Genomic DNA, 22,258 nt, shown 5'->3' with positions numbered 1-22,258 from the left:
TTCGACTTCTCCCCCGCGGCTCGCTACCTACGCTATAGCCCGCACGACCCGAACGACGGGCGCGCCGCGAAGCGTGACCTAGGCTTCCCCGAAGGCGAATCGGATCCGTCGGCGCACGCGGCGCCCGGGTTTCGCCTGAGCCTGGGGGAGCGTGAGCGTGGTCCTTCCTGTCCGCCGAATCGAAGAGGAATTCTTCTTCCTGACGGGAGTGCAGCGGTTCGCAGACGCCGGCTGCATCCTGGCCGGACTCTGGATCGCCCACTCCTTCGGCACGCCGATGGCCTGGGAGCACTACGTCCTGATGGGCATGGCCGCCGTCGCGACGTTCTCCCTGGTCGGCGAACTGACGCATGCGTACCGCAGTTGGCGCGGCATCCCGGGCGAAAAGGAACTCGTCTGCCTTCTGGGCACCTGGTGCCTGACCGTCGCGGCGCTGCTGATCGTCGGCTTTCTCACGCGGTACACGCTGCTCGTGCCGCGGAGCCTGATGCTGGTCTGGACCGCGGCGACGCCTGCGCTCGCGATTCTGCTGCGAGTCAGCCTGCGGTGGACCTTCCGGTCGCTGCGGGCGCACGGGCTCAACCACCAGCGGTTCGCCATCGTCGGCGTGACGCCGCTGGGGATCCAGCTCGCCCGCAATATCGAGGCCGCGCCCGAACTGGGGCTCCAACTGGCCGGCTTCTACGACGATCGCCCGAGCGAGCGCGTCGCCGAACTGCCGCCGGAAGTCGGCAAGCGCCTGGGCGACCTCGACCAGCTCTACGCCGCCGCCCGGCGCGGCGACGTCCAGCGGATCTACATCACCTTCCCGATGCGGGCGGAAAAACGCATTCAGGAGGCGCTCGAACGGCTCGCCGATACGACGGCGTCGGTCTATATCGTGCCCGACTTCTTCGTGTTCGAGCTGCTCCACTCGCGCTGGTCGAGCGTGAACGGCCTGCCGGTCGTGAGCGTCTTCGAGAATCCGCTCTACGGCATCGACGGCGTCGTGAAGCGGGCGACCGATCTGGCACTCAGCGCGGCGCTGCTGACGGTCCTGGCGATCCCGATGGCGATCGTCGCGCTGCTGGTGAAGGTGTCGAGCCCGGGGCCGATCTTCTTCAGGCAGCGGCGCTACGGCATCGACGGCGAAGAGTTCCTGGTCTGGAAGTTCCGCACGATGCGCGTCTGCGAAGACGGGGCCGTCGTCTCGCAGGCGACGAAGGGCGACCCCCGGGTCACGAAGATCGGCGCCTTCCTGCGGAAGTCGTCGCTCGACGAACTGCCGCAGCTCTTCAACGTGTTCGACGGGACCATGTCGCTAGTCGGGCCGCGCCCCCACGCGAGCGCTCACAACGAACAGTACCGCCAGCAGATTCAGGGATATATGCTGCGGCACAAGGTGAAGCCCGGCATCACCGGGCTGGCCCAGGTGAACGGCTACCGCGGCGAGACCGACACCCTCGAAAAGATGGAGGGCCGCGTCCGCTTCGATCACCAGTACATTCGCGAGTGGAGTTGGTGGCTCGATGTGCGGATCCTGCTGCGAACGTTCTTCGTCGTGCTGAAACGCGAGAACGCTTACTGACTTTCCCGTAGGACAGGCGCCTACTCGACGTTCTGGATCATCTCGCGCATCCGCTCGATGGCCGTCTTCATCTCGATGACGTGCCGGGCGATGTCGGAGTCGTTCGCCTTGGATCCGACGGTGTTCGTCTCCCGGAACATCTCCTGGATCACGAAGTCGAGCTTGCGACCTGCGGCGGGCTCGCCGACCACTTCGGCGAACTGGTCGAGGTGACTGTCCAGCCGGACCAGTTCCTCGGAGACGTCCGCCCGTTCGGCGAACAGCGCGGTCTCCCGCACGATGTGTGCGGGTTCGATTTCGACGCCTTCGCCTGACAGAAACTGCCGCACCCGTTCCAGCAGCCGGTCGCGGTACTTTTCAGACACCCGCGGGGCGAGTTCCTTAACCGCCTGCGCTTCGCGGCGAATGACCGCGGCGTTGGCCAGCAGGTCGGCGGCCATCGCGGCGCCTTCGCGTTCCCGCATCGACTGCAGGCGATCGAGAGCTTCGCGCGTCGCCTTCTCGACCGGGGCCCAGTCGCGTTCGATATCGAACTTCTCGGCGACGTTCTCGGCAGCGACGCCGGGCAGTTGCAGCAGCGCCTCGATCCCGACGCTCGTCGTCAGATGGATCCGGTCGCAGAATTTCTCGAGCTGATCGCGATAGATCCGGAGCGTTTCCAGATCGAGCGAGTAGGCGCCGCGAGACGACTTGCGATCGACGCGCACGTCCAGATGAACGGCGCCGCGCGACAGGCGTTCCCGCGCGATCTCTTCCACCCGCGAGTCGAGGCCGTAATTCGACTCGTTCGTGCGGACCGAGACCTTCAGGAATCGGTGGTTGACGGTCCGGACTTCGCAGCGAACGGAGACCCGCTCGTTCTCGGCGAGGCCCTCGCCGTGGCCGGTCATGCTGAGCGTCACAGTCGCGGCTTTCGGGTCGCAGTCGTCGCAGGAATCGTGCGGCGGCGAGATTACGGGGTAGGAGCCGCAGCCGGGGCCGCGCCTTCGCCGATGGCGCCCTCGGTGTCGAGGCGATCGCCTTCAAGCGCTTCGTCGCCGGCGTCGCTGCGGTCCGGATCGACCGCGGCGCCGACGCCCGAGCCCGGTTCGCCCGACTCCCGCGCATCGCCGGTCGGAACCGTCAGTTCCGATTCGACTTCGCCCACGACTCCGGCGCCGGAGGTTCCGAACTGATCCGGGGCCTTCCGCAGCAGGAGCATCGTGACGCAGCAGAGGACGATCCAGAAGACGACCGCCACGATGGTGATACGGGTGAACGTATCGCCCGCCTTGGTGCCGAGGGCGCTGCTGCCCCCCATGCCGCCCAGGGCGCCGGCGAGTCCGCCTCCCCGCCCGCGCTGCACCAGCACCAGGAGGATCAGGAAGATCGACGTCACGATGAGCGTGCCGCCGAGAATCAGTTGCAGAAACGTATCCATCAGATTCCGCCGGAAACGGACGCGTAGCTGAAAGGGCTAAGTATAGGGGCAGACCTGCGTTTCCCGCAATCGCGATGGGAAACCGGTAGCAAGCCAGATTGCCTGCCGAGTCTGGCCAGGAGCGGATAGGTCGCCATGGACGGCGGAGTCGGAAATCGCGAGGATCCGCGGTCTTCTTACTCACGGAGCGACGTTTGTCTCGCAAAATGACATCGCTGGGTGCGACAGTCCTCATGCTGTTCGTGAACGCGGCGGCGTCGAATACCTACGCGGTTGAGCCGGATCCGACGTCCCGGCCTACGGTCTGGTGGGACCCGCTAGGCCTGCTCCAAGGCCGAACGAAGCCCGCGGTCCGTCGGGAAGGCGAAGGGCTGGGCCCTGCATACGAAGGCTCTGCATTCCACGGACCCGGCTACCGAAGTTCCATGTATCACGAAGGGCGCGGACCGGGCATACCGGTCGACTATTCGTACGACTACCTCGTCGATCAGCCGTAGTCGCCCTACTGCGCCGCGCGGACGATGTCGAGGAACGAATCGACCTTCAGCGCCGCGCCGCCGACGAGAGCGCCGTCGATATCGGGCTGCGAGAGCAGGGTCGCGGCGTTGTCGGCTTTCACGCTCCCGCCGTACTGGATGATCGTCGCCGACGCGACGCCGTCGCCGAACATCTCGTTCAGCAGGGCCCGGATCGCGGCGTGCGTCTCCTGAGCCTGATCCGGCGTCGCGGTCACGCCGGTGCCGATCGCCCACACCGGTTCGTAGGCGATGACGATGCTCGCCATCTGGTCGGGCGACAGCGTCGACAGGGCGCCGCGGACCTGCGTCCCGACGACGTTCATCGTGTCGCCCGACTGACGCTGCTCCAACGTTTCGCCGACGCAGACGATCGGCACGAGGCCCGCCTCCAGCACGGCGACCGTCTTCGCGCGAACGCCTTCGTCGGTCTCATTGAAGAACTGCCGGCGCTCGGAGTGGCCGAGGATGACGTACTTGCATCCCAGGTCGAGCGCCATCGCCGGGTTGATCTCGCCCGTGAAAGCGCCGTCGGCCTTCTCGATCGCGTTCTGTACGCCGACGCCCACGACCGACCCGCGCAGCGCCTCGGCGACCGCGTCGACGTAGACCGGCGCGGGGCAGACCGCGATATCGACCCCCTTCGCGAGATCTTCCGACTCGACTCCCTTGCGGATCGCATGGGCGAGCGCGACGCTCGACGCCCGGCGGAGGTTCATCTTCCAGTTGCCGGCGATGAAAGGCGTACGGTCAGGCATCGGCGAACGTTCCTCGGGAGCGAATGGATCTGTGTAGACGTGATCTTGAATCTGAGCAGAGGGTGTCAACCCTCCGAGCGTGCAGACGTCGGATGCGGCGTAGTCCGCTACGACACGGAGGGCTTACACCATCCGCTCGCCAGGGACCGACGTCACGCGAGCGAATCCCGGCTCAGTCGATCGACTTGCCCAGCAACTCGGCCAGCTTCTTCATCTGGGCGGCGATCTCGGCGTACTGCGCAGGAAGCAGGGCCTGCGCCCCGTCGGACTTGGCTTCTTCCGGGCAGTTGTGGACTTCGATATGCACCCCGTCGGCGCCGGCGGCCAGACCGGCGAGCGCACAGGGCGGGATCAGATCGGGGCGACCCGTCGCGTGGCTGGGATCGACGATGATCGGCAGGTGCGACAGGCGATGGACCTGCGGAACCGCGGCGACGTCGAACATGTTTCGCGTCGCGTTGTCGAAGCCCTTCACGCCCCGCTCGCACAGGACGACCTGCGAATTCCCCTGCGACAGGATGTATTCGGCGCACATCAGCAGGTCGGTCACCGTCGCGCTCATGCCCCGCTTGAGCAGGACCGGCTTGTTCGTCTTGCCGACCTCCTGCAGCAGGGCGAAGTTCTGCATGTTCCGCGCGCCGATCTGGATCATGTCGGCGTACTGATCGACGATTTCCACCAGCCGCGGATCGGTGACCTCCGTCACGACGGGCAACTCGTGCTTGTCGCCCACCTCGCGAAGGATTCGCAGGCCCTCTTCGCCCAGCCCCTGAAAGGCGTAGGGGCTCGTGCGGGGCTTGAACGCTCCGCCGCGGAAGATGTTGGCGCCCGCCTTCTTCACTTCGCCGGCGATCAGGTCCATCCGCTCCGGCTCTTCGACGGAGCAGGGACCGGCGATCATGGCGAGGTGCCCGCCGCCGATGCGGACCTGTTTGACCGGGTTCGCCCCCAGCTTGTGGACGCCGACGACGACCACGCTCGGCTGCGGATGGGCTTCGAGCGACGCCAGCTTATAAGGGGGCATAACCGGGATGACTTCGGTGACGCCCGGGATGGCGAGAAGCGAATCGGGGCGGGCCTTCGCCTCGTCGCCGATCAGTCCGATGATCGTACGGAACGTGCCGCGGCTCAGGTGGGCCTTGAAGCCGAGACCTTCGACGTGGTCGAGCACGTGGTCGATCTGCTGGTCGGTCGCGCCCGATTTAAGAATGAGGATCACGGCTGTCTGGTTTCGAAAAAAACGCCGGAAAGGCCTGACTCCAATGAGTCGCGTATGATAGCACAAGCGTCGAAAATGCGGGGGCGTTAGCACGTTCCCTCCCGTAGGGCAGGCGCCCCGCCTGCCGCGACGCTGGTACACGCTGAAATGGCAGGCGGGGCGCCTGCCCTACAAGAAATAACGCATCCGGCGAAGGCGGCAGCGATGGGGCGATCGATGACGCTCCCCCTGATCCTGCTCGGGGCAGGGGGGATCGCCTGCGTCTTCGCCGGGATCTCGCTCTGGCGCCGCGTTCAGCAGGCTGCCGAGCCGCGCCTGCCGATCGCGATCATCGTCGGCTCCTCGCTGGCGGAAACGCTCCACGGGCCGACCGTCGTCGGATCGTGTCACGCCTGTGGGCATCCGCTCCGTTTCGCGTTCGAGTCGCTTCCGCGATCCGGCGACGTACTGTGCCCCAACTGCGGCGCGGCGATCGATCCGGACGCCCTGGAGCCCCGACCCGCCGATCGAATCGCCGTTCGCACTCTCGCCCCGGGTCAAGCGCCGGAAATCGGTCGCCTGTACGTCTTTTCCGCTCCTGAGGGAGGCGACGCCGGACCGATCGTCAAGCGAATCGTCGCAGGGCCGGGCCGGCGGGTCTCGATCGTGCAGGGCGATCTCACCCTCGACGAAGAAATCCTGCGAAAGGATCCCCGCGACGACGCCGTTCCCCGCATTCTCGTCCATGCGGGGGAGGCGCTCTGGTCGCAAGAAACCGACGTCGACGGAACGACGTTCGCCTTTCGCCCCCTGTCGCTCTGGACCGCCGCCCCCCGTCCGACGCCCGTGCTCGACGCTCATCCAAGCCAGGCGGTCGAGCGCCGTCGGCTGAATTTCGTGCCCGACGTCAGCGCCGCGGGGCGCCTGCGATCGGACCGACCCGTCGCCGTCGCGTTCCGCTACCGCGCGGGCGAGACGACGCTCTCGCTCACCGTTTCCCCGGACGGCCGGTGGGAATTGCACCAATCAGCCGCCTCGTCGCCGATCAGCCAGGGAGCGCTCGCCGACTGGTCGAGCGACGAACGCTTCCGCTTCGGGATGCTCGATCGGCAGATCTTCCTCGTCCGGCCCGAGCGGCAGTCGATCGTCGTTCTCCTGGAGGAGGATTCGCCGCTCGCTCCGTCCGATTCGCCGCTGGAAATCGCGATTCCGGCTACGGCGACGCTCGCCGACCTGCGCGTCGAACGGGACGTTCACTATCTGTCGCCCGCTTCCGGCGAAGATTCCTGGACCGAACCGGAAGGCGCCTCGCACGCCGGCTGGTTCGCGCTCGGCGACTATCCCGCCTACTCCACCGACAGCCGACATTTCGGACGCCTCTCCGGCGACTCGCTGCTGGGCGAAGCGCTGCTGCCGCCGATCGGTTTCGATCCGACGAACTAGCTGGCGGCGCTTTGTGCTGGGTGGCGCCGGTTGTCGCAACCGGCGCGGGCGCAGCCCGTCGGAGGCCTTGGAACGAATTCGGCGCAAGCTCGCCGGCCAACTTCGAGAAAACTCTTCGACTGAACCCGGCAGCGGGGATTCTGGCGCGCCTCGGAGGCCTCCGATCCGCTGCGCGAACGCTGGTTGAGACAACCAGCGCCACCCAGTGGGCGACGATTCCCGTATCTGTTCGGCGAACTTTCGTGCCTGTCGCAAACCGCCCACTGCACTCACCCGGATGTACCCGTCCGAACCGCTCTTGCCTCGGTCGACCGCTTTCCCCGAAACTGACCGCCTTGCGAATGGAATCGCTGAAGGTAGGTCCATGGGGAATTTCGGAAGGGCGCTCAAGCTCGCGCTCCGACAACGGCTCGCCATCGCTGGCGCGGTCTTCTGTGCGCTGATGGTCGCCCTGCTCTGGGGCGTCAACATCGGGGCCATCTATCCCTTCGTGGAAGCCGTCTTCAAAGGCGATTCGCTTCACGCCTGGGCCGACAAGCAGATCGCGACAGCCGACCAGACGCTGGCCGACCTGACCGTCCGCCAGCAGGCGCTGCAATTCGAACTCGCCGCCCGCGAAGCCGATCCCGCCGCCGACGCCGCGGAAACCGCCGTCTTCCGAAACCGCGTCGAGCAACTCGCCTTCCAGGCGCAGGCGGAACTCGAACATCGCGAACGCATCGCCTCGTTGAAGCCCTGGATCCAGGCTTACCTGCCGGACGATCCGTTCCTGACGCTGGTCGCCGTGATCGGCTTCCTGATCGTCGGCACGATCGTGAAGTGCGTCTTTCTGCTCGGCAACCTGACGCTGGTCCAATACATCGGACAGTCGGCCGTGCTGGACCTGCGGAACAAGCTGTTCCGCCACGTCCTCTCCTCCGACATGCATCGCCTGAATCAGCAGCAGGGAACGGACCTCGTCAGCCGCATCAATACGGATACCGCCGCCGTCGCCGCGGGCATCTCGAACCTGTTCGGCAAGACGCTGACCGAGCCGCTGAAGATGATCGTCTGCCTGACGGGCGCGGCGCTGATCTCCTGGCGGTTGCTCGCCTTCTCGCTGATCATCTGCCCGATCTGCATGTTCCTGATGCTGCGGTTGGCCAAGTCGATCAAGCGGGCCAATCGCCGCGCGCTGGAAGAGTCGTCGCAGATGCTCTCCCGCCTGTTCCAGGCGATCAACGCCATCCTGACGGTCAAGGCCTATCGCATGGAGGGCTTCGAGCGAAGCCGCTTCCACGAATCGTCGCGGCAGTTCTTCCGGAAGGCGATGAAGATCTCGTTCTACGACGGGCTCATTCGCGTCAACAACGAGATCCTCGGCATCGGCGTAATCAGCCTCTCCGTCCTCGCGGGCGGCTACCTGGTCATCAATCGCGAGACCGAACTCTTCTGGATCCCGATGTCGGCGCGGCCGCTGGAACTGGGGGCGCTGATCGCGTTCTACGGATTCCTCATCGGCGTGAGCGATCCGATCCGCAAGCTGGCCGACGTCTACAGCCTGCTGCAGACCGCCGCCGCGGCGAGCGACCGCGTGATGCCGATCCTGGATACGAAGCACGAACACGCCCGGATCGTCGACCCGCTGCCGATCGAGAACCGACCGGCCTATTCCGTCGAACTGCAGAACGTCACGTTCGGCTACGTTCCCGAGCGGCTGGCGCTGAAGAACGTCAGCCTGACGATCGAGCCGGGCGAGTCGGTCGCGATCGTCGGTCCCAACGGCAGCGGCAAGTCGACGCTGTTCTGGCTGCTGCTCAAGCTCTACGAGCCCAACTCCGGGCGGATCGTCTTCGACGACATTCCCTACGAACGGCTCAGCACGCGGGAGCTGCGCGGACGAATCGGCATCGTCACGCAGAAGGCCCACCTGTTCGCCGACACCGTGGCCGCGAACATCGCCTACGGCACGCCGGGCGCCTCGCGCGAGCGGATCGAAGAAGCCGCCCGACGCGCGCATGCCGACGAGTTCATCCGCGAGAAGCCGGACGGCTACGACGCCTTCATCGGGGAGCAGGGTTCCCGTCTGACCGGCGGCCAGCAGCAGCGGATCGCCCTCGCAAGGGCCATCCTGAAGAACCCGCCGCTGTTCCTGCTGGACGAGGCGACCAGCCAGATCGATCCTGAAAGCGAGTACCTGATTCACGAGTCGCTGCGGGACTTCATGAAGGGTCGCACGACGATCATGATCACCCACCGCCAGTCGACGCTGGAACTGGTGAAGAAGATCGCCGTCCTCGACGCCGGTCGCCTCGTCGACTTCGGCACGCACGCCGAACTCCTCGCCCGCTGCGACCTGTTTCGCAGGCTGTTCCAGGGCGAGTTGAAGAAGTCGGCGTAGGCGAGAAGCTCTTCCTTTCGCGTCAGTCTTCCTTCGTAGGGTGGGTCATTGACCCACCTTTCGTTGACGTCCTCGTTAGCGAGTCGTCGATGGCGGGATACAAGCGTCCGACGCGATCGACGACACGGATAGTTCGCCGGTGCGAAAGCGTCGCGCCGAAGGAAGGTGGGTCTATGACCCACCCTACGAAACTAATCCTCCTGGCCTGAAGCGTCCCTTCGCTTCCGCGCGGCGATCCAGTGTGCGACGAAGCGGCGGAAGTAGACGGCTCCTGCTCCGAGCGCCACGGCGAACAAGGCGTCGATCACGATTCCGCCCGGTAGCCAGCCGGCGGATTCTTCGCCGGGCTTCCATCGCCGGATCGGAGCGGGCCAGCCGATGACCTGCGATCGGTCGAGCGTCATCTGAAACGAGCCCTCTTTCTCGAACCGCATCGGCTCGACGCGGACGAACGCGTTCGCCAGGGAGAGCAGCGAGGCGACGAGCATCAACAGGACGGCGTCGACAATGTCGAACCGAAAGTCGGAATCTTCGCGTTCCTGCGACATGCCGGCCTCATCCGAACGAAGGCGGGTCGTCGACCGCCTGCAAATCTGCATTCGCTTAGAATCGGTTCGTGGCGCCGATCGAACGCATACAGCAGCTTCCCATGTTCGCGTGGATTAGATCCCTTTTCGACGGAGCGGTTCAACCGTCCCTCGCATCGTTCCGCGAAGCGATCGCCGACCCGGTTTCTTTTCTGGAAACCAAGGGTGTCGTTCTGAAACGCGTCGTCGGGTCGCTCGAGCTGCCATCGGGCGTCGCTCTGCTGCTGGATCCCTGTTCCGACGGCGTCGTCGAAGTGTCCGGATTCGTCGAGCGACGCGCGACGGTCATCGTCGAGGAGTTCCAAGATCCCGTCGAGGATCTGCGCAATCCGAACTTCAACTTCTTGCTCCGCAGGATCGAACTGGTTTTCGACGCGGACGCCTCGGCTGACAAAACTCGAAAGCTGGGGGCGCTCGAAATCGACTCCGCCCGGATCGCGGGGGCCGATCGCGACGACTGGAAACGCCACCGACAGGAAGTCGGACCGCTGCGAGAACTTCGGATGAACGCCCGCTTCGATCCGGACGGAAGAGTCCGTTTCGCGATCATGAAGCAATTCGGCGTCGCCTGGAGAGCGATCGACCTCCACCGACTGGTCTACGCGGCGACTCGCCCGGTCGAACAGGACGAGTATGTCGCGATGCAGCGAGTCGGCTGGATCGCCGCGGGCAACGCCCCGCCCACGGACGACGTCTATCCGAACTTCGGGCTGACGCTTGTGACGGACAGCACGTTCGATCGAATGAACGAGTTCCGCGGGGTCGGCTTCCTTCCCATCGGCGAACCGCAAGGTCCGCAGGCGTTCGTCGGACTCTCAGGAATGGGCGAAGGAACCTACGAGGTCGTCGGTCACATTGCGGAAGATCGACTGGTCCGCGTCGAGATTCGATTTCTCGCGGACGCGGACTAGAACTTCGCCCGCGCGGTATGCTACGCCCGGCATGGATGAACGACTGGCGATGTCGATGCAAGGGCGAACGAAGGGCGGACGATGAAAGACTCGATCGATCCGCGGGAGCGGGCGTGGATCGCGACGGCAAGGTGGACGGAGCTGCGCGGCGAACTGCTCGCCAACGGCATCCGACTCGCCGGCGCGGGAGGCTTCTACGCGATCCACCTCCTCGACTACTACGTCTGGTCGACGCCGACCCAGGCGGACGCGGACTTTCATCGCCGGGCGACGCTGATCGCGGTCGTCGCGGTCGCGCTCGGCGCCGTCGTGATGCTCCTGCTGCGAAAGCAGTTCTTCCCGGCCTGGCTGAAGTACGTCTCCACCGGCGTCGATCTGCTGCTGATCACGTTTCTGGCCGCGTTCGGCAGCAAGCTGGGCAGCCCGATCGTCTACGCCTACTTCGCGCTCGTCGGCGTCGCGGCGATCCGCATGCGACCCGGTTTGATCACCTTCGCGACGCTCGGCGGCGCGGCCGGGATGTTCGCTCTGTTCACCCTGCGAAGCGTCGATTTCCAGGGCGCCCCGGTTCCAGCCTATCGGACGGTCGATATCGCCGGGATGGTTCTCGCGCTCGGCCTTCTGGGCGCCGCGCTGGGTCAGACCGTTCGCCAGGCGAAGCGGGTCTGCCGGGAGTACGCGGCGCGGGCCGCGCTGATCGAAGGGATCGACGGCGTCTCGCACGAATCGGACGCCGATCGCGAAGCGCGAGCCGTCGCCGCGGCTCCGGAAGGGGAGGGCCGGGCATGACGCCGACTTCCGTTCCCCCGCTGAAGAAACAGTGCCCCTACTGCCAGGCCGGCAACCATCCCGACGCCGCGCAGTGCTGGCTCTGCTACGCGCCGCTGCCGAAGAGCGAGGGGGGGATCACGTTCATTCCGCCGCCTCAGCCGGTAGCGGACTCGTCGCACCACCGCTTCTTCGAGATCTACTTCGCCGTACTCTTCTTCCTCGCGCTCGGCGCGATGCTCGTCGTCGTCGTGGGGGCGTTCCTTGCCGATCCTTCGCTCGGCATGGTGGCGTTCGTCGCGATCGCCCCGGTCGTGCTGGTCAGCGGCATCACGATGGCGATTCGCTACAGTTCCACCGGCAAGGTCGATTACCTCCGCGGCGTCCTCGCGATGGCGATCACCGTGATCGTCACCGTCGGCATCGCCGCGATCCTGATCGTCGTCGGCGTCGTGCTGCTGTTCGTCGCCTGCCTGCAGATGCTGGGGCAGTGAGCCGCTTGGCCGGGTCTTGCAACGAGAGAATCGAATGACTCTGCCGCTTCGCGACTACAACTATCTCGGCACGACGAAGAGCCTCTGCCCCGAGTGTCTCGGCCTCGTCGACGCGAAGATCATCGAGCGCGGCGGTCGCGTCTATTTCCGCAAGAACTGCCCTACGCACGGCAGGCGGGAGGACTTCGTCTGCTCCGATGTTCGCTTCTACGACCGCCTGGAATACTCCACGCCGGCGAAGCTTCCCCGCTCGATCGGAACCGAGGCGAAGAAGGGCTGCCCCTACGATTGCGGCCTGTGCGAAGAGCACGAACAGCACACCTGCATCGCGCTCGTCGAACTGACCGAGAGCTGCAACCTCGAATGCCCGATGTGCTTTGCCGCCAGCGCCCCAGGCGGCAAGCATCGCACCGTCGAAGAGTGCAAACGGGCCATCGACCGCTTCGTCGAAATCGAAGGCCACGCCGAGACGCTGCAGCTCTCCGGCGGCGAACCGACGATTCATCCGCAGTTCGCGGAGATATTGGACTACGCCGTCGCGCAGCCCATCGACTACGTCACGATCAACACCAACGGCATCCGCTTCGCGAAGGATCCGGAACTACTCGCCCGCGTCGCGGCGCATCGCGACCGGGTAGAAGCCTTCTTCCAGTTCGACGGCTTCGACGACGACGTCTCCCGCACCCTTCGCGGCGAAGCGCTGACCGATCTGAAACTTCGCGCGCTCGAGAAGCTGGGCGAGGCGGGCATCCACGTCACGTTGGCCGTGACGCTGCAGGGGGGCGTGAACGACGATCAGGTGGGCCGCATCGTCGAATTCGCGGGCAAGCGACCCTGGATCACCGGCATCAACTTCCAGCCGGCGACCTACTCCGGCAGGCACGTGCTGCCCGAGACGCTGGAGCGTCGCGTCACTTTTCCTGACGTGATCAAGGGGATCGCGTCGCAGACGAACGGCCTGTTCCGGGAAGAGGACTTCATGCCCCTTCCCTGCGCGCATCCCAATTGCCACTCGCTGAGCTTCGCCTATCGCAGCGGCGGCAAGCTCTTCCCGCTGATGCGGTTCTTCGACGCGAAGAACAACTACGACCTGCTCGCCAACGGGATCACCTTCACCCGTCCGCGAGCCAGGGCCGTCGCGCTCGCCTATCTCGGACGCATGGGGTGCTGTTCGGGCGGCGACTGCGGCGGGTCGTCAGCGAACGGCGGCGAGGCGGATTCGCTCGTGTCGCTCTCGAACGGAAGCGAGTCGAAGCCGACGCTGCCTTTCGGCATGGACCCGGGCAACCTCGACCCGACGGCGATCGAGTTCTTCGCCCGCGCGATCAATGAAGAGCTCGGCGCGCGGGACCTGCTGCGGATCACGATCACGTCGTTTCTGGACGCCTACACGTTCGACATTCGCCGCCTGATGCGTTGCTGCACGCATCACGTCCTGCCCAGCGGCCACGTCATTCCGTTCTGCGCCTACAACGTCCTCTACCGCAATGGCCACGTCGCGCTGCCGGAGTTGACGATTCGCGAGACGACCGCGGCGCTCCCATCCTCCTGAGCGGAGGACGTAAGTCCTCCGAGGTTTCCGCGCAACGGTCGATTCGGCCACGGAGGGCTCACACCCTCCGCTCGCCGACAAGCGTCTCACTCCTCGTAGTTCGGCCCGTCGTCCTTCGCGTGCTGCTCGCTCGCACGTTCGGCGTCACCGGCGAGGGGCGCTCGCGTCAAGTCGACGTCGCCCGACGATCCGTCGACCATGACGTCCGCGGAGCGAGGGCGCTCGCTGGAGCAGAGCCTCGCGAGCGCATCGATCGCGGCCAAATCGAGCGCCGGGGCGAGGCCGCGGAGGTCGAAGATCAGCCACTCGCCTTCGCTCGCCAGGTACAGGGCAGGGCGCCCCAGCGTGAGCCGCGCGCGAACGTCGGCGACGGACATCGATTCGGGTCGGATCGCGACAGCGACGGAATCGACGGCCTGCGAGGCGACGTTCCGCGAACGCAGGAAGGCCTCCGTCTGGCGGATCTCGGTCTCGGCGACCCAGTTCATGGCCGCGATCTGCGGCGCCAACCGCTGCGCCCGATGAGCCAGGTTCTCCTTCGACGTCGACAGCAGCGAAAGAATCTCCACCCGCTCGTCGGTCTGCGGCGAAGCGTGGGCGAGCAGGATCCGTTCGAGCAGCACGCCGGTCAGCGGCGAGAGCCTGCCGACGGAGTAGGCCATCTGTTTCTCGATCGGTTCGATCGCCGCCGTCGTGCCGACGACGATACCGCACGGCGGTCCCCCGAGCAGCCCGTCGCCGCGCAGCAGGACCAGGTCCGCGCCCTGTTCCAGACAGGCTTCGACGCTCGGCTCGTTCCAGTTCGCCAGCTCCTCCCGCAAGTTCAGCGCGCCGACGCCCAGCGAGACGAGCAGCTTCCCGCCTCGCTCATGCACGGCGTCAGCCAGTTCCTGAACCGTCGGCGAACCGCTCGATCCCCGGACCTCCGCATTGGCGGGAAAGTGCTTCCAGATCCAGACGTTCCCGCCGGAGGCCAGATCGTAGGCCTCGATCCCGCAGGACTCGATCGAGCCGCAGGCGTCCATCCGCACGCCCGCTTCCTTGGCCAGATCGACCCACGTCCCGGCAGGCGACCGGCGTTCGAGATCGCGGAGGGCCGTCTTCACCGTCGCTCCGCCCGCAGCGAACGCCCGGCAGATCGCGAACGCCGCGAGCGCTTCGTTTTCGAAGAAGAGCGCGGCCTGCCCTCCGACGAGCGACGTCAGGTTGGCCTCCAGTTCCCGGTGAGCGCCTCGCGTCCGGTCGTTCGCCCCGAAACCGTATTGCCGCTCGAACGCTCCGACGACGGCGCCTGCCGTGGGGCCGAGCGGCGAAAGGAGGCTCTCCTCAGGCAGCAGCACGCCGGTGCCGTTGATGGCGGGCCGCAGCGCCGCGGGCGGCTTTTGCAGCAGCCAGGCGGCGACTTTCTCCGCCAGTTCCGCCGGGGCAGGGGGGGTCCAGTCCTTCGACCGGCCGGCGACCTCGGTCTGCATTCGCTCCCAGAAGGTCCGCATCCCGCTGGCGACGACCGTCGGCTGAAACCGCTGCAACAGGCCCTGAATCGCGGGCGCGTCGAGCATTTCGTAGACGTTCGGAATGTTCGGAAAGCGGCGTTGCATGGCGATGTCTCAGGTCGTAACGGAAGCTTGCGACCCCGCAGGCGGGTCCTGCTTTTAATCTACCTGCCCGGCAGAGTCTCGCCGACCGCTTCCGCCCCCCTAACCGTGAAGTAGACTTAGATCGCGCCCCGCGCTCGCGTTTTTCCTCTCTCCTTTCGCGTCGCCGCCGTGCCCGAATCCCTCGGCATCCTGGAAACGTCCGGTTTTTCCCCGGCGATGGTCGCGCTCGACGCGATGGAGAAGGGCGCGAACATTCGCGTCCTGCAGGTCGAGCTGAACGACTTCCTCGGAACGGTCGTCAAGATCGTCGGAGGGGTCGAAAGCGTCCAGGCGGCGCTGGAGATCGGCAAAGCGGTCGCCGAAAAGATGCAGGGCAAGCCGATCGTCACGACGCTTTCGGCGCCCGATCCGCAGGTCGCCCTGCTCGCCGACGGTCCCGTCGAATACAACCCGCTGATTCAGCAGAACGTCGTTCACCTTCCCCGTTCGTTCGGAGCGTCCGCACCGATGGCCGAGCTTCCCTCCGCCCTGGGCTTCATCGAGACCCAGGGATTCACCGCCGTCTTCGACGCGATCGATCGCGCCTGCAAAGCCGCGCCTGTCGAAGTCGTCTGCAAGGAAAAGCTGGGCGGCGGCTACGTGACGGTCATCGTCTCCGGCGACGTCGCCGCGGTGAAAGCCGCCGTCGATGCCGCCCAGACGAACGTCGCTTCCCTCGGAAAGCTGATCGCCGCACATGTCGTCACGCGACCGAGCGCCGGCGTGATGAGCCTGCTTCCCATCGCGCCTGCGAAGTAGGCGTTCGCACTGCCCGTTGTCGGCGAGCGGGGGATGTAAATTCCCTGAGTTCGTCGATCGAGCGCAGCGAAGTTCGAGCGACCGTATCTCGCGTTCGCACGGGAAGCATTCCGCGTTCGCGACCGAAGATCGCGAACTGGACTCGGGGGATTTACATCCCCCGCTCGCCCGTGGAAGCGAGCTTGGCAACCGTCGCAGCGGCGACCTCCTTCTCGCTCGCGAACGCTTCGCGAAGGAGCAACGCGGGAAAGCGCCAGGCGTCGTAGGCGTAGCGCTTGCCGAGGCGTCCGGGTTCCTGCGAGATGCGGTGGAGCCACTCGATCCCGCAGCGCTGCATCCACTTCGGCGCCCGCTGACGTTCGCCGGCGAGAAAGTCGATCACCGCGCCGATGCCGAGCGCCGCCTTCGCGTGAATCCGCTCGCGATGGCGGTGAATCCAGAGTTCCTGCTTCGGCGCTCCCAGTCCGACCAGCAGCAAGTCAGGCGACGCCTGTTCGATCGCGCTCAGCAGGCGATCGTTCTCCGCATCGCTCTTGTCGAACCCGATCGGCGGACTCTCGACGCCGACGACGCGGACATGCTTCCAGCGCTTCGCGATCGCTTCGGCCGCCCGCGCACCGACGCCCGGCGCGGCGCCCAGCAGGAAGACGGTCAGTTCGTTTCCGCGACGATCGGCGTCGTCGAACAGCCGCGGCACGAGGTCCGATCCAGCGACGCGTTCCGGCAGCGGCTTCCTGAGCAGTCGCGACGCCCAGATCAACGGCTGGCCGTCGGCGATCGTCAGCGAGGCCTCGGCGTAGGCCGCCCGCAGGTCGTCCCGATCCTGAAACAGGACGGCATGATCGAGGTTCGGCGTAACGACGTACCGCAACTGCACGAACGGCTCGTCGATCCAGGATCGCACCCGCGCGACCGCCTCCGGCATGCGGAGCGAATCGATCTTCATGCCGAAGAGCTGGATCGTTTTCATCGGTAGCGGCTCGATCGATGCAAAGAGTCAGGTCGTCGATCGTTCCGTCGCACGACGGGCCCGTACGAGCAACGCCTCGACCTCCGAAGCGCTGGTCGGCAGGCTGACGACCGGCGATGCGGCAGAAGGGGCGCTCCCCTTCGCCTGCGTCGCTCGCATGGCGTACAGGCCGCTGGTCATGCCGGCGACGGCGTAGATCAGCGAGTTATCGAACGTGGTGAACGTGATTTCGTGGCCGGTCATCTGCCAGAACGCCGCGGCGAGCGTCCCGACGCAGAGCAGGCCCTGCGCCCGCACCCAGCCTTCGCGATCGCGCGATAGTTTCACTCCGGCATAGGCCCAGCCGATCAGCGTCGCCGTAAACGGGATGAAGCCGACGAGGCCGGTCTCCGTAAGTACGGCGAGGAACGTGTTGTGATGGACGTAGGGGCGGATCGATTCCAGATCGAGATCGACGCTCCGGTCGCCCAGGTAGGGGAGCTTCTCGCTGGCGAACTGTCCGAATCCGAAGCCCAGGATCGGACTGTCGAGGAACATCTTCCAGGAGACGTACGCGAAGCTGCCGCGCATGTCGGCGCTCTTCTTCGTATCGGCGGCGGAGTGCTCGCGCTTCATGCTGAGGATGGCGTCGGACTTCATCGCCACGACGCCCAGGCCGCCCAGGATCGCCGTTCCCAGCACGACCGCCCGGACCTTGCCGCGCGTCGCGAGCATGAAATAGACGAGCAGCGCGGACGCCGCTCCCAGCCAGACCGATCGCGTCTTCGTGAAGTAGACGGCGGCCGCGAACAGGGGCTGAAGCAGCCAGAGCGACGCGCTCGCCATGCCCATCAGGCGATCCTTCAGGATCCATGCCGCGGCCAGGCAACTGGCCAGGTACATGCCGTAGCTGACCGATTGAATCATCGGTCCCCGGGCGCGACCGAAGTGCAGGCCGATCTCCGGATTCGCGATGTACTTCGGAAACACGGCCCACCACTGGCCCTGGGCCTCCATGATGCCCGTGATCGCCAGGTAGACGCCGAACAGGGTCAGCGTCCACAAGCCGATCGTGATCTCTTTCGCACGCAACGGCGCCGAACGGACGACGACGTACAGGAACGTCGGGATCAGGTAGCCGTTGATGAAGTGCTGCGGAATCGCGGGCGTGCCGGGTAGCGCATTGCGGAAATCGTGCGCGATCATGCTCACGAAGACGACGCCGATGAACGCCGCGAAGCAGCCGTCGATCCACGTCACGGGCTTGAAGTCGAGCTTGTCGAGCTTCCAGTGCACGACGAACGCCGCCGCAAGCGCGACCAGGTAGAACCGGTCGAGCGAGAGCGTCGTCGGCCCGAGATCGATCTGCCAGAAGTACGTGCCGAAGCAGCACGTCAGCGGCAGGTAGGCCATGCAGCCGGCCACGAGATTGCCGCGGACCAGGAGGACGAGCCCCCAGATCAAGCCGACGATCCCGGCAGCGAGCAGCAGGAATTCCATGAGCGAACGATCGGCGACGCCTCCTCGCGCGAGAGCGCAAAGGAGGCGAGCGAGAATCGGAATCGAAGCAGGCGATGAATCGCTTACGGGCGCTTGGGCCGTCGCTTCGACAGCGTGACGAACGCCTGCCGCAACGATAGCTTTCGCTTCGGGTGCATCCCGGGATAAACACGCGCGGGATAAGTCGGCGGACGATACGACGTCGCCGGGATGGAAGCCTGCTCCTGTCGCTCCGGCTGGTCCGTCGATTCGGTCTCGGTCGATTCATCCGAAGGTACGGAAGATTCTGAAGCTTCCGGATCTGCCGGCGTCTGGAAGAAGTCCGCGTCGTCGGACGCCTCCTCAGGAATCGAGACATCGTTCGAATAAAGATCCGGCAGCGGCCCCCAGCCCGACAGATCGACGCCGTGGGCTCGACCCATCGTCGCCTCAGGCAGCCGCAGTTCGTCATACCCCTGGCGGTTCAAGGTCGCGATGTCGATCGCTTCCTCTTCGAGCCACTCCGCCGCGGCGTCGGAAGAGCGCTCCTGCGCGGAGGCGATCGCTTCCGAAAGCGTCTCTTCGCCGGTCGTCGTCGGGGCGACCTCCGCATGGCCTTCCGCCAGCGACGTCAGTCGTTGGAACTCGTCGCGCGAGACGCGGACGAACTCCTCGCCAGACGGTTCGACCTCGCTCAGCGTCGCAGTCATCGAGTCAGGCCGCGCGACCGTTTCGTGCGAAGCGCTCAGCATCGAGGCTTCGCTTTCCTGCGACACGAACCGCCAGGGGACGCTCAGCGCCAGGCATCCCAGGCCGGCGAACGCTCCGGCGAGGATCGACAGCACGGCGATCGTCGTACGACCGGGGGGCAGGGGACGACCGCCCGTCGTGGGCGAACCGATGAAGGTCAGCACGCTCGTCGCCTCGGCTGCCGCGTACTGCGAGCGGGCGTCGATCAGATCGTGGATCGCTTCGCTCAGAAGCTCGCTCTGCTTTTCGGTCTCCAGCGAGAGATTGCCGTACTTCGCCCGAAGCCCGGCCACCCGGCTCATCCGCGTTTCCAGGTCGAGGCGCTGCTCGTCGAGCGACTGGATCGCGATCCCCGAAAGATCGAGTTCCGCCTGAAGGCCCGCCTTGGAAGTCGCGATCTCGCCGCGGATCTGCGACTTGATCTCGTCCAGTTCGATCATCACGGACTGCACCAGCGGGTGGCGCTCGGTCATACGGCTGGTCGCTTCGGCGACGCGCAGCTTCGCGGCGACGAGACCGTCCTTCAACTGACGCAGCGTCGGAACGGAATCTAATAGCTGATTCGGCGCGGCGACCAGCGAGACCGGATCGTTCTCCGCCTCGGTCAGCATTTCGAGCAGCTTCTTGCCGCTGGCCTGCTTGAGCGTCGCCTGCCGCAGCTCGGTCTTCACGCCCACGAGACTATGCCGCAGGTTGCTCTCGCCCGCGCCCGCTTCGTTCAGCAGTCGCAGCTCGCCGAGATCGCCGCCGACCTCCGCTTCGATCGTCGACAGACGTTCCGTCGTGCCGTCGAGTTCGGACCGCGCGACGACGACGCGCTGATCGAGTTCATCGATCAGGCTCTGGGCCTTGGCCCGTCGCAGCGCCTGAAGCTGGCGCTCGGTCTCCTTGCAGATCGCCTCGTTCAGGGCGAGCGCCCGTTCGCGGGAATCGGCGTCGGCACGCACGAAGATCAGCTCAGTCTTGCCGAACTCGACCCCCTTCGGCGCCTCGATGGCGATCGATTCCTGCGCCTCGCGAATCTGATCCGGGTTGGGCCAGTCTTTCGCTGACTCGCCTTCCGCCGGGCCGATCGCCCGCAGCGCCGCGGCGACGACCAGTTCGCTTTTGGCGAGTTCCTGGATCGTCTCCTGGGCCGTCTTCATCGAGTCGAGCGTCGCGAACTTACCCAGCCGGTCCCGGCTGCCGATCGCTTCGTCGCGAATCTGCACCGCCCAGGAGGCTTGCCAGGTCTCCGGACCGAACGCCGCGAACGCCAGTCCCGCGCAGGCGATGATCGCCGCGGGGATGAACGCCCTGCGCGGGTGTGCCTTGACGATGCGATACGCGTCCGCGATCGGGCGGGAGGCTCGGATAGGGAAGCTCATGGCGCAGCGGCTCCAGTCGCAGGAAAGCTCGGAGCCGACTTACCTTCGCAAAGAGAGCGCCGCGACCCGGATCCGCCGCCTGCGACCCGCTCGTACGAGGGACGCCGGGAGCGCCTTAACGCTTTCGCCGTCAGCGCTTACGCATCGCCGCACGCTCCGTTCGGGCGTGGCGCCGCCGCAACGTCCCGAAAAACGCCTCGTGGCGAAGAGACGACGCGCGTGGCGACTTCGCATCACGCGGTCGAGGGACAGAGACTTTTCGCAACGTCGCCGCGCCACGCGTTTGCCCCGGTGCGATTCATGACCCAAGTTTGTGCGGCATTTCCGCGACTGATACCGGATGCCGACTCGCACGAATCGATGGGTTGATCGAAGGGGTTCGGGTGCCACTGGCTCCGCCAGTGCCGAATCTGGATCGATCATCCAACTTTGACGACCGGGACATCGGGGCCGGCACTGGCATAGCCAGTGGCACCCCTCGTGAATTCGTCGCTCTGCGCATTTCGGTCACTACTCACTGCCCCTATGATCCGCACCGCCGTCGATTCCGCGACCGTCGTTCGACGACTCGAGCCGTTCGAGTTCGCCGACCCGCGGCAGGGCTGGAACCTGCTCGCCGGGGAGACGCCGTTTCGCCGGCTGGCCTGGCTGAAGAGCTGGTTCGACGCCTACGGAGACGCCGCCGGCGTTGCGCCGTATGTCCTCGCCTGCGAGCGCGACGGCGTCACGATCGGCCTGCTTCCCTGCGTGCTCGAACGCGATCTGATCCGCGGGCGAACGCTCCGCTTTCTGGGCAGCGGCACGGTCTGCTCCGATTACCTGTCGGTCCTCTGCCGACCCGAGAACGAAGAAGTCGTCGTCGAAGCCTTCGCCGAAGAGCTGGCCTATCGTGCGGCCGGAACGGCAGGCGACCGGTTCGACGCCATCGAACTCGACGGCTTCGCCGAGAGCGATTCATCGATCAAGCTCCTTGCAGAGCGTCTTCGCGAGCGGGGCTTCGAGAGCGCGCGTCAGCCGATCGAGCGAAGCTGGCGCCTGGCGCTGCCCGAAACGTGGGAAGGCTATCTGGCGTCCCTCTCGAAGTCGCATCGCAAACAGATCCGGCGACTGACCCGCGACTGGCTGGAGACGGGGCGCTGCGTCCTGCACGAAGCGCAGGATCATGCGTCGCTCGACTCCGGCCTTGCGATCCTGTGCGATCTGCACGACCGGCGTCGCACGGCGCTCGGGCATGTGGGTCGCTTCGAAGACGCCCGCTTCGAACGGTTCATCGAGGCAGCCGCCCGAGTCGCGCTGGCCGAGAACCGACTCGGTCTCTACTGGCTCGAACTGTCCGGCGTCCCCGTCGCGGCGGAGATTCACTTTCGCAGCGACCGCGTGAGCTACGCGTACCAGTCGGGCCTCGATCCCGAAGCGCTCGACTGCGAGCCGGGGCGTCTGATCACGATCGCCCTGTTGCAGAAGTTCATCGATCAGCGGCTGGAAGCGATCGACTTCCTCCGCGGCGACGAGCCTTACAAGGCCCACTTCCGCGCCGAGCCGATCGAACTGGGACGCCTCCGCCTGTCGCCGCCGACGCTGAGCGCCCGGCTTCGCTCGCAGTTGCTGCGAACCCGCGAAGCGGCCAAGCGCTGGCTCCGTCCCGAGCCCGCGCGATCGACGCCTCCCGCGCCGGTCGAAGCGAGCGAAGAGTAAACGCGTCGAAGAAGACGACCCCCGAAACG

The 22,258-nt window shown here is 66.0% G+C and carries 19 protein-coding genes; 10 read left to right on the top strand and 9 right to left on the bottom strand.

Going from position 1 to position 22,258, the window contains the following annotated elements; translation table 11 throughout:
- Window positions 1-157: 157 nt before the first annotated feature.
- Window positions 158-1,567: an undecaprenyl-phosphate glucose phosphotransferase gene (locus SH602x_RS03710; RefSeq protein ID WP_479475527.1), complete on the top strand. Its 1,410-nt coding sequence runs from the start codon at window positions 158-160 to the stop codon at window positions 1,565-1,567.
- Window positions 1,568-1,587: 20 nt separating this feature from the next.
- Here the strand turns inward: SH602x_RS03710 and SH602x_RS03705 are convergent, their stop codons facing one another.
- Window positions 1,588-2,469: a YicC/YloC family endoribonuclease gene (locus SH602x_RS03705; protein ID WP_479475526.1), complete on the bottom strand. Its 882-nt coding sequence runs from the start codon at window positions 2,467-2,469 to the stop codon at window positions 1,588-1,590.
- Window positions 2,470-2,519: 50 nt separating this feature from the next.
- Entirely contained in the window at window positions 2,520-2,987 is a 468-nt protein-coding gene (secG, locus tag SH602x_RS03700; protein ID WP_479469814.1) for a preprotein translocase subunit SecG, read from the bottom strand.
- A 194-nt stretch (window positions 2,988-3,181) separates the two neighbouring features.
- Between secG and SH602x_RS03695 the strand changes: the two genes are divergently transcribed.
- Window positions 3,182-3,484, top strand: a complete 303-nt coding sequence (locus SH602x_RS03695) for a hypothetical protein (protein ID WP_479475525.1) — start codon at window positions 3,182-3,184, stop codon at window positions 3,482-3,484.
- A 5-nt stretch (window positions 3,485-3,489) separates the two neighbouring features.
- Here the strand turns inward: SH602x_RS03695 and tpiA are convergent, their stop codons facing one another.
- Both tpiA and aroF read right to left on the bottom strand, forming a co-directional pair.
- Window positions 3,490-4,260, bottom strand: a complete 771-nt coding sequence (tpiA, locus tag SH602x_RS03690) for a triose-phosphate isomerase (RefSeq protein ID WP_479475524.1) — start codon at window positions 4,258-4,260, stop codon at window positions 3,490-3,492.
- 172 nt (window positions 4,261-4,432) lie between these two features.
- A complete protein-coding gene (gene aroF, locus SH602x_RS03685; RefSeq protein ID WP_479475523.1) occupies window positions 4,433-5,479 on the bottom strand; it encodes a 3-deoxy-7-phosphoheptulonate synthase in 1,047 nt (348 codons plus the stop codon).
- 216 nt (window positions 5,480-5,695) lie between these two features.
- Here aroF and SH602x_RS03680 point away from each other — a divergent pair, with 216 nt between their 5' ends.
- Both SH602x_RS03680 and SH602x_RS03675 read left to right on the top strand, forming a co-directional pair.
- Entirely contained in the window at window positions 5,696-6,901 is a 1,206-nt protein-coding gene (locus SH602x_RS03680) for a hypothetical protein (RefSeq protein WP_479475522.1), read from the top strand.
- A 364-nt stretch (window positions 6,902-7,265) separates the two neighbouring features.
- Window positions 7,266-9,281, top strand: coding sequence for an ABC transporter ATP-binding protein (locus SH602x_RS03675; RefSeq protein WP_479475521.1), 2,016 nt, complete (start codon window positions 7,266-7,268; stop codon window positions 9,279-9,281).
- Window positions 9,282-9,472: 191 nt separating this feature from the next.
- Here the strand turns inward: SH602x_RS03675 and SH602x_RS03670 are convergent, their stop codons facing one another.
- Entirely contained in the window at window positions 9,473-9,829 is a 357-nt protein-coding gene (locus SH602x_RS03670) for a hypothetical protein (RefSeq protein WP_479475520.1), read from the bottom strand.
- A 293-nt stretch (window positions 9,830-10,122) separates the two neighbouring features.
- On the opposite strand from SH602x_RS03670, the gene SH602x_RS03665 reads away from it, so the two are divergent.
- The 4 genes from SH602x_RS03665 (at window position 10,123) to SH602x_RS03650 (ending at window position 13,593) form a co-directional block, all read left to right on the top strand.
- The gene (locus tag SH602x_RS03665; protein WP_479475519.1) at window positions 10,123-10,779 is read left to right on the top strand and encodes a hypothetical protein; all 657 of its coding nucleotides are present in this window, start codon (window positions 10,123-10,125) and stop codon (window positions 10,777-10,779) included.
- Window positions 10,780-10,860: 81 nt separating this feature from the next.
- A complete protein-coding gene (locus tag SH602x_RS03660; RefSeq protein WP_479475518.1) occupies window positions 10,861-11,568 on the top strand; it encodes a hypothetical protein in 708 nt (235 codons plus the stop codon).
- Window positions 11,565-12,041 carry a hypothetical protein gene (locus SH602x_RS03655; RefSeq protein ID WP_479469822.1) on the top strand — a complete coding sequence of 159 codons (477 nt, stop codon included), beginning with the start codon at window positions 11,565-11,567 and terminating at the stop codon, window positions 12,039-12,041. Before SH602x_RS03660 ends, SH602x_RS03655 begins: the two co-directional genes overlap by 4 nt.
- Window positions 12,042-12,075: 34 nt before the next feature.
- A complete protein-coding gene (locus SH602x_RS03650) occupies window positions 12,076-13,593 on the top strand; it encodes a radical SAM protein (RefSeq protein ID WP_479475517.1) in 1,518 nt (505 codons plus the stop codon).
- 86 nt (window positions 13,594-13,679) lie between these two features.
- Here SH602x_RS03650 and SH602x_RS03645 read toward each other — a convergent pair whose 3' ends face one another.
- Complete coding sequence (locus tag SH602x_RS03645) at window positions 13,680-15,191, bottom strand: PLP-dependent aminotransferase family protein (RefSeq protein WP_479475516.1); 1,512 nt, start codon at window positions 15,189-15,191, stop codon at window positions 13,680-13,682.
- 168 nt (window positions 15,192-15,359) lie between these two features.
- Here SH602x_RS03645 and SH602x_RS03640 point away from each other — a divergent pair, with 168 nt between their 5' ends.
- Window positions 15,360-15,989, top strand: coding sequence for a BMC domain-containing protein (locus SH602x_RS03640; protein WP_479475515.1), 630 nt, complete (start codon window positions 15,360-15,362; stop codon window positions 15,987-15,989).
- 151 nt (window positions 15,990-16,140) lie between these two features.
- On the opposite strand, the gene SH602x_RS03635 is transcribed toward SH602x_RS03640, so the two are convergent.
- From SH602x_RS03635 to SH602x_RS03625, 3 genes are all read right to left on the bottom strand, one after another.
- A complete protein-coding gene (locus SH602x_RS03635) occupies window positions 16,141-16,959 on the bottom strand; it encodes a WecB/TagA/CpsF family glycosyltransferase (RefSeq protein ID WP_479475514.1) in 819 nt (272 codons plus the stop codon).
- A 27-nt stretch (window positions 16,960-16,986) separates the two neighbouring features.
- On the bottom strand, window positions 16,987-18,438 hold the full coding sequence (locus SH602x_RS03630) for an O-antigen ligase family protein (protein ID WP_479475513.1): 1,452 nt from the start codon (window positions 18,436-18,438) through the stop codon (window positions 16,987-16,989).
- An 83-nt stretch (window positions 18,439-18,521) separates the two neighbouring features.
- The gene (locus tag SH602x_RS03625) at window positions 18,522-20,534 is read right to left on the bottom strand and encodes a GumC family protein (protein WP_479475512.1); all 2,013 of its coding nucleotides are present in this window, start codon (window positions 20,532-20,534) and stop codon (window positions 18,522-18,524) included.
- A 525-nt stretch (window positions 20,535-21,059) separates the two neighbouring features.
- Here SH602x_RS03625 and SH602x_RS03620 point away from each other — a divergent pair.
- Complete coding sequence (locus tag SH602x_RS03620; protein WP_479475511.1) at window positions 21,060-22,229, top strand: GNAT family N-acetyltransferase; 1,170 nt, start codon at window positions 21,060-21,062, stop codon at window positions 22,227-22,229.
- Window positions 22,230-22,258 lie beyond the last annotated feature (29 nt).

The organism is Lignipirellula cremea, assembly GCF_056501455.1.
This window is presented reverse-complemented; position numbering and strand designations above follow the sequence as displayed.